This is a genomic window from Bilophila wadsworthia ATCC 49260 (assembly GCF_000701705.1).
Lineage (GTDB): Bacteria > Desulfobacterota > Desulfovibrionia > Desulfovibrionales > Desulfovibrionaceae > Bilophila > Bilophila wadsworthia.
This window is the reverse complement of the sequence record NZ_JNJP01000122.1, coordinates 1-7,953: the sequence shown is the minus strand read 5'-3', so window position 1 is coordinate 7,953 and position 7,953 is coordinate 1. Positions and strand designations below refer to the sequence as shown.

General features: G+C 58.9%; 7 protein-coding genes. 3 read left to right on the top strand and 4 right to left on the bottom strand.

Features of this window, described 5'->3' with window-relative positions:
* Positions 1–931 precede the first annotated feature (931 nt).
* On the top strand, positions 932–1,225 hold the full coding sequence (locus tag T370_RS0120280; protein ID WP_005024938.1) for an integration host factor subunit alpha: 294 nt from the start codon (positions 932–934) through the stop codon (positions 1,223–1,225).
* A gap of 300 nt (positions 1,226–1,525) precedes the next feature.
* On the opposite strand, the gene T370_RS0120275 is transcribed toward T370_RS0120280, so the two are convergent.
* From T370_RS0120275 to T370_RS0120260, 4 genes are all read right to left on the bottom strand, one after another.
* Entirely contained in the window at positions 1,526–2,326 is an 801-nt protein-coding gene (locus tag T370_RS0120275) for a ZIP family metal transporter (protein ID WP_005024936.1), read from the bottom strand.
* Between the two features lie 356 nt (positions 2,327–2,682).
* Complete coding sequence (gene leuB, locus T370_RS0120270; RefSeq protein WP_005024934.1) at positions 2,683–3,756, bottom strand: 3-isopropylmalate dehydrogenase; 1,074 nt, start codon at positions 3,754–3,756, stop codon at positions 2,683–2,685.
* Between the two features lie 44 nt (positions 3,757–3,800).
* Entirely contained in the window at positions 3,801–4,688 is an 888-nt protein-coding gene (mutM, locus tag T370_RS0120265) for a bifunctional DNA-formamidopyrimidine glycosylase/DNA-(apurinic or apyrimidinic site) lyase (protein ID WP_029436819.1), read from the bottom strand.
* Between the two features lie 100 nt (positions 4,689–4,788).
* Positions 4,789–5,025 (bottom strand): hypothetical protein, encoded by a 237-nt coding sequence (locus T370_RS0120260; protein ID WP_005024930.1) that lies wholly within the window; start codon positions 5,023–5,025, stop codon positions 4,789–4,791.
* Positions 5,026–5,199: 174 nt separating this feature from the next.
* On the opposite strand from T370_RS0120260, the gene T370_RS0120255 reads away from it, so the two are divergent.
* Together T370_RS0120255 and T370_RS0120250 are read left to right on the top strand one after the other, a co-directional pair.
* The gene (locus T370_RS0120255) at positions 5,200–5,382 is read left to right on the top strand and encodes a helix-turn-helix domain-containing protein (protein ID WP_005024929.1); all 183 of its coding nucleotides are present in this window, start codon (positions 5,200–5,202) and stop codon (positions 5,380–5,382) included.
* 236 nt (positions 5,383–5,618) lie between these two features.
* Positions 5,619–7,874: a vitamin B12-dependent ribonucleotide reductase gene (locus T370_RS0120250; protein WP_029436818.1), complete on the top strand. Its 2,256-nt coding sequence runs from the start codon at positions 5,619–5,621 to the stop codon at positions 7,872–7,874.
* Positions 7,875–7,953 lie beyond the last annotated feature (79 nt).

Below are 7,953 nucleotides of genomic sequence, written 5' to 3'. Positions count from 1 at the left end.
ACAAGCGCGAATGGGATTAGTTTCCGTAGAGTGCTGAATGTGGGGGAGGGGAGAGGGAAACTTTCTGAAGAAAGTTTCCCTCTCCCCTCCCCCACGCCCCCTCCTCTCCCCCTTCCAAGATTTTCGACTTTACCGAATCCCTCATCCAGGCCTTTCCTCTTTTGTGGGAACCGGGCTCATCTGTTTAAGCGCCCGTTTGGTTCGCTTGGCTCTCGTTCCACCCACCGCTGTGAATGTCACAGGTATCTCAAGAGCAAGAGGGATTGATGCCAGACGTGCGGGCGCAAGAGCCATGCCAAACCGTACCTGTGGCCTGGAACATCCCAAAGATGAACACGAAAAACAGCGGCACTCTGTGCGAAAACGCGGAAAAAAACGCTGTCGCAAGTCCCCTCGAGGTCATTTTTTTCCCTAGAGATGGAACTCCCAGAAAAAAACCATAACAATTTTTCTTTTTGGTTTTTGCTTCCTCATTCCTTACGCATCACGATTCTTTTTTCACAATAAAAACACATTTCGACTACATACCCTGCTCATTTTTACAAAAAATTGTGTTGTTTCAATAAATTAAATCAGTTGCTCTTTTATTTTGCGCCCTTCTCCTTCAGTATATAAATTTTGTAAATAAAATAAATATATTAAATGCAATATGCCAAGCAATATATATTTTTTTCACAAATAAACGAGAAACATGTTCTCCCAAAACAGAAGATTTTTTCCTCGTTTTGGGCAAAAAAAAGCGTCATTTTATGACGATAGCGAAAAGGGGGAATTGAAATACAAACTCAGATAGGGCATAGTCTCAAAACAGTGCGGCACATGGCCGCTGTTCTTCCACAGCGCCTATTCCACCGTCCTCGCAAACGGTACGGGACCGGACGGGCCGCACCAAAATATGTCGCTAGCACAGCGAGATTCCGGAGAAGAAACCATGAGCAAAACCGTCACCAAAGCAGATATCGCCAAGTCGATTTGCGCCCAGTCCGAGATGAAGCAGCAGCACGCTAAAAAAGTGTTGGATGCCATGCTCGGAATCATGAAGAAAGCCCTCAAGGAAGAGAAGGAAATGCTGCTGAGCGGTTTCGGCAAGTTCGAAGCCTTCACCAAGAAGAACCGCAAGGGCCGCAACCCCCAGACCGGCGAAGAAATCACCCTTGACTCCCACGACGTGCTGGCTTTCCGCATCTCGCGCAAGTTCAAGGCCGCCATGAATTCCGAACAGTAATTTCAAGGCTCAGTGGAGCAATTTGGAGGGGGTGGGAGAAACTTTCTAAAGAAAGTTTCTCCCACCCCCTCCAAACCTCCCCCACCCTCTTCAAAGATTTTCGACTTTATCGAATCCCTCTTGAGGGTCATTTCCGCAGACTGAAAAAAACAGCCTGAACGCCCCCCGTTCAGGCTGTTTTTCTTACCAATAATGAACCAAAGACGGAACGAACTCCCTTCGCGCGGCCTCCCCACCAGTCAAAAGCCTTTAGAGGGCAAGGGAACCCTTTCCTCAGAAATCCCCTCCCCAATCAACCACCTAAGCCAGCGCCACATCAAGGCACATCATCACCACAAAACCGATGATGACGCCGAGGCTGGCCGCATCGCCGTGGCCGGAGGCGTGGGACTCGGGAATCACTTCTTCGACGACCACAAAAATCATGGCCCCGGCGGCAAAAGCCAGAGCAAAGGGAAGAATGGGTTCGGCGATACCCACGACCAGCGCCCCGAAAACAGCGGCTATGGGCTCGACGATGCCGGAAAGCTGCCCAAAGAAGAAGGCGCGATTTTTGGAAAAACCCTCCCGAAGCAACGGCACGGATACGGCCACGCCCTCGGGTATGTTTTGCAGTCCCATACCGAACATCAGGGTCATGGCCCCGGCGATGCTGGCTTCGGGAGCGCCTGAGGCCGCAGCCCCGAACGCTACGCCCACGGCGAGCCCTTCCGGAATGTTGTGCAGGGTGATGGCGAATACGAGCAGCGCACTGCGGGGCAGCTTCGAAGGCGGGCCGTCAGGGACATTTTCCGTAGGATGGATATGCGGCAGGATGAGGTCAACCAAGCGCAATACCCCTGCCCCGGCAAGAAAGCCCAGCGCCACCGGAACACAGGCCAATCGGCCGAGATGTGAACTCATCTCCAGCGCGGGGGCGAGCAACGACCAGTAGGAAGCGGCGATCATCACACCCGCCGCGAAACCGAGCATCACGTCGAGCGTCCGGCGGGAAAACGATTTCGCGGTATAGACCATGCCCGCCCCGAATGCGGTAAACGCCCATGTACAGCACCCCGCAAGCAGAGCCATCCCCACGGGTGAACTGAAAAAATCCGTCATAAATGCCGCCTCCGACAATTGCGAAAACCATCCTGTATTCAATCCCAACGCACTCATTCCGGCGCATGCGAAGGGAATATCCATCCTCTTCCACGCTTGAAATCCCTTCCAGAAAAACCATAAAGCCGGAGAAAACACCAGAGCTTTAGAGGCGTCCGGAAAAAAAGCCGATTACCCCTTTGGGCAACCGGCTCCGCAACCATCCCGCCCAGCCGCTCCCCTCTCTTCATATCAGGGAAAACCGCCAGCAGGGATTCAATAAAGTCAAAAGTCTTGGGAGGGAGAGAGGAGGGGGCTTGGGGGAGGGGAGAGGGAACCTTTCTTCAGAAAGGTTCCCTCTCCCCTCCCCCAATATTCTACATAGTTTCAACAACCTTATCGCCCATGGCGGTGGTGGAAAGCTGCGTCTTCCCGGCTTCCATGATGTCGCCGGTGCGGAAACCGTCGCTGAGCACCTTGTGCACGGCACCTTCAATGGCGGCGGCTTCGGCATCCATATCGAAGGCAAGGCGGAGCATCATCGCGGCGGACAGGATCGTCGCCAGCGGATTGGCCTTGCCCTGCCCGGCGATGTCGGGCGCGGAGCCGTGGATGGGCTCGAACAGGCCGGGATTGCCCGTGCCGAGGGAGGCGGAAGGCAGCATACCGATGGAACCGGTGATGACGGAAGCTTCGTCGGAGAGGATGTCACCGAAGAGGTTGCCGGTCACGATGACGTCGAACTGCGAAGGATCGCGCACCAACTGCATGGCGGCATTGTCCACATAGAGATGGGTCAGTTCCACATCAGGGAATTCCTTGCCCACTTCGATCATCACTTCGCGCCAAACGCGGGACACGGCAAGCACGTTGGCCTTATCCACGGAGCACACCTTCTTGCGGCGCTTGCGGGCCGTGGAGAAGGCCACCCGGCCGATGCGGGCGATTTCCTCTTCGTTGTAAATCATGGTGTTGAATCCGGTGCGCAGGCCGTCGCGCACTTCGGTGCCGGCGGGCTGGCCGAAATAGATCCCGCCCGTCAGTTCGCGCACGACGATAAGATCAAGGCCCTTGGCGGAAATGTCGGGACGCAGCAGGCACGCGCCGGCAAGTTCGGGGAACAGGGTCGCGGGACGCAGGTTGGCGAACAGGCCGAGGGCCTTACGGATGCCGAGCAAGCCACGTTCGGGACGGATGGCGGGATCGATGGTATCCCACTTGGGGCCGCCCACCGCGCCGAGGAACACCGCATCGGCGGCCTTGCAGGCCTCCACGGTGGCGTCGGGCAGCGGCACGCCCACGGCGTCGATGGCGGCGCCGCCGAGCAGGGCTTCCGTCATGGTGAACGAGTGACCGAATTTCTTTTCCACGGCGCGAAGCACTTTCACGGCTTCGGCAACAATCTCGGGGCCAATGCCGTCACCCGGCAACAGGCAGATCGTCTTCTGCATTCTTCAATCCTTGCGGTCTAGTAAAAGGGTTGTATGAACGAATGTCAGGCAAGCTGACAGTTCGGGCAAAAAACGGTGGCCCGCCCCGCGATGCGGCAGCTTTCCAGCGGGGTCCCACACTCAAGGCAGGTCTCGCCGGAACGGCCGTACACCCGGAAGGCGTTCTGAAAAGCCCCGGCGTCGCCCCGCGCCGTGCGGTAATCCCGGATGGAACTGCCGCACGCGTCAATGGATTCGAGCAGGACTTCCCGCAAGGCCGCGTGAAGCCGTTTCAGGCGGTCGGCGGACACGAGCTGCGCGTCGGGCCGGATGCCCGCGCGGAACAGGCTTTCGTCCGCGTAAATATTCCCGCACCCCGCCAGCACGGACTGATCAAGGAGCAGCGCCTTGATCTTGCCCCGCCGCCCGGCAAAACAAGCCGCGAAGGCATCGGCGTCCATCTCCAGCGGCTCCGGGCCAAGGCTGTTCCAGAACGGCCAGCAGGAAACGGAGGAAGGCGACAGAACCCGCACATAGCCGAATTTGCGCGTATCGTCGAAAAAGAGGCGAGAACCGTCGTCAAGGTCGAAGAGGAGCCGGGTATGTTTTTCCGGAGGTGTGCCCGCAGGATACACGAACAGGCGGCCCGTCATTTTGAGATGGAACCCAAGCCCGGTAATGCGTTCATCCCCGCAGGCAAGGCACCGGGCCAGCGAACCGGACGGACAAGCCTCGTCCACAGGAGGCAGCGGATCCGAGCCGAATGCAAGAGGCAACAGCAACAGCTTGCCGCGGCGTCCCGGACGGCCGATGACGCCGCCCACAACCTTGCCGAGCGGAATCGTCCCCGCAAAAGTGGAAGGGTTGAGCAGCTCGCAAGCCACAATGCGCCGCCCCTCGACTTGCGGAGTGAGGGTGCGGGCGATGGTTTCGACTTCGGGCAATTCAGGCATGGGATCTCCGAGGGCTGAAACAGGCCGCATCCACTCGTTCGCCAACGGAAAAGCCTTGTCAGGGAAATTCCGAGGCGCACGGTCCGGCCAGCGGCAAGCCCTACTCGGCTTTCTGGAAGGCTTCCATCAAAATGGCCTCATCCTCGGGACGGGCCACAATATCCAGTTCGGCATATCCGCCGTGGCAACGAAACGCGCCGTCGCGCAATTCCACATAACCGGCCCCGAGCACCCGCCCGTAGGGGAGCTGTTCGCGCATGTCGCCGTGGTCCACGCGGCGGGGGAACACGAAGCTGACCGGCTGCCCCGCAAAATCTTCCATGATGAGATATTTCATACCGCTATCCTTTTCCTCGGAACGTAGCGCCTTTTCCCGCAAAAATCCAGACGATTGCCGCCCCACTTCTCCGGCGTTCGGCACATAAAATCCTTGACAGAAACAGAGGAATTTGATTATCAGGAATTGTTCCTAAAAAATGCCGGCGGCAGAGCCGCTTCACGGAGGTCCATTATGGCAGTTACAGCTGAACAGGTTCTCAAGGCCATGCAGGATGCGGGCAAGCCCGTCCGTCCCGGCGACGTCGCCAAAGCCCTTGATGCCGATTCCAAAGAAGTGTCCAAGGCCATCGACGAACTGAAGAAATCAGGCAAGATCATGTCCCCGAAGCGTTGCTACTACGCTCCGGCCGAGTAGCCCTCCCCGTCAACAACTTCTCGCTTCCACCCCCTGAGGGTCGCCTCAGGGGGCTTTTGGCGTTGTGGAAGACGAGAATCTAACATGGCGTTTTTCCATAAAAATTTTTCTCCTGCCGATTTTTCCAAAAATGCGCGGTGGTTCCCGTTCCGGCCCCATTTCCCGAGATAGCCTTTTCCTTCCCGACCGCGTATCGTGGAGAACCCGTTAAGACCCCAAACAACGCTGGTGCCACCATGATGAATATGCCTCTCAATCTCACTCCCCCCGTCATCAATCCCAATGCGGAAAAAGTCCTTTCCAAGCGCTATTACCGCAAGGACGAGAACGGCCAATGCGTCGAGGACGCGACCGGGCTCTTCTGGCGCGTAGCGTCCTCCGTAGCCGCCGAGGAAGCCAAATACGAACAGTCCCCGTGGAAACCCGACGCGCTGGCCCGCGCCTTCTACGACATGATGACCGATTGGCGCTTCCTGCCCAATTCGCCCACGCTGATGAACGCGGGCTCCGAGCTCGGCCAGCTTTCGGCCTGCTTCGTGCTCCCCGTCGGCGACTCCATCGAAGAAATTTTCGACGCCGTAAAATTCGCCGCCATGATCCACAAGTCCGGCGGCGGCACGGGCTTCTCCTTTTCCCGTCTGCGGCCCAAGAACTCCCGCGTGGGCACGACCGGCGGCGTGGCCTCCGGCCCGGTGTCCTTCCTGCGCATCTTCAACACCGCCACCGAGCAGATCAAGCAGGGCGGCACCCGGCGCGGCGCGAACATGGGCATCCTGCGCATCGATCACCCGGACATCCTCGAATTCATCCGGGCCAAAGAGCAGGAAGGCGAATTCAACAACTTCAACCTCTCCGTAGGCATTACCGAAGCCTTCATGCAGGCCGTGGAACAGGATCGGGACTACGCCCTCGTCAACCCCGCCAGCGGCAAGGAGCAGGGGCGCCTCAACGCCCGCGAAGTGTTCAACCTGCTGGTGGACAAGGCGTGGCAAAGCGGCGATCCCGGCATCATCTTCCTTGACCGCATCAACCGCGACAACCCCACTCCGGCGCAAGGCGAGATCGAAAGCACCAACCCCTGCGGCGAACAGCCCCTGCTGCCCTATGAAGCCTGCAACCTCGGCTCGCTGAACCTTTCCAGCTTCTTCGTGCCGGGGCACCTCGACGAAACCAACCCCGCCGACCGGGGCATCGACTGGGCGGGGCTCGAACGGACCATCGCGCTGGCCGTCCGCTTCCTCGACAACGTGGTGGACGCCTCGCAATTCCCCCTCGAACGCATTGCCGAACAGGTGCGCCGCAACCGCAAGATCGGCCTTGGGGTTATGGGCTGGGCCGATCTTCTGTACCAGCTCCGCATCCCCTACGACTCGGCGGACGCCATCACGCTGGCCGAACGGATTATGGACTTCATCGAAACGCGCGGTCGGGCGGCTTCCATCCAGCTCGCGGCGGAACGCGGGCCCTTCCCGGCCTACGAAACGTCCGTCTATCCCACCAAAGGCATCCCGCCCCTGCGCAATGCGACCATCACGACCATCGCGCCCACGGGCACGCTGTCGATCCTCGCGGGCTGCTCGTCCGGCGTGGAACCGCTGTTCGCCCTGAGCTTCGCCCGCAACGTCATGGACGGCGAACGCCTTATGGAAGTGAACCCGCATTTCGAGGAAGCCTTGCGCGAAATCGACTGCTACAGCCAGCCGCTTCTGGAAGGCGTGGCGGAGCTCGGGTCCATCCAGAGCCTCGACCAGCTTCCCGAAGATCTGCGCCGGGTGTTCGTGACCGCGATGGACATCGCGCCCGAGTGGCATCTCCGTATGCAGGCGGCTTTCCAGCGCCACACGGACAACGCCGTGTCCAAAACCGTAAACCTGCCCAACTCGGCCACGCGCGACGACATTTTCGCCATTTACTGGATGGCCTACGAGGAAGGCTGCAAGGGCGTCACCGTTTACCGCGACGGCAGCAAATCCACGCAGGTGCTGACCACGAGCGCCCCTGCCGCGAAACCGTCCGAAGAGTCGCAAGTGCGCGTGCGCAAGCGCCCCGACTTCGTAACCGGGTTCACCCAAAAGGTACAGACCGGCCTCGGCGGCATGTATCTTACGGTGAACGAGGTGGACGGCAAGCCTTTCGAGATTTTCGCGACCATCGGCAAGTCCGGGCATTCCGTGACCGCCAAGGCCGAGGCCATCGGGAGGCTCGTTTCTCTGGCCTTCCGATCCGGCATCGACGTTGCCGACGTGGTGGGTCAGCTCAAGGGCATTGGCGGCGAGCATCCCATATTCCAAAAGAAGGGGCTCCTGCTCTCGATTCCCGACGCCATCGCGTGGGTACTCGAAAACCGTTATCTCAAGGGCAGGAACCCCGTACCCACGCACACCGTTTCGGCCTTCGACCGTCAGCTTTGCCCCGACTGCGGCGGCGAGCTCGTTTTTCAGGAAGGCTGCCATCGCTGCCCCAACTGCGCCTACACCAAGTGCGGCGGCTGATGTAGGGAAGGAAAAAGATTGGAGGGGGCGGGGAGGGCTTTCTGGAGAAAGTCCTCCCCGCCCCCTCAAGTGTCTCTTC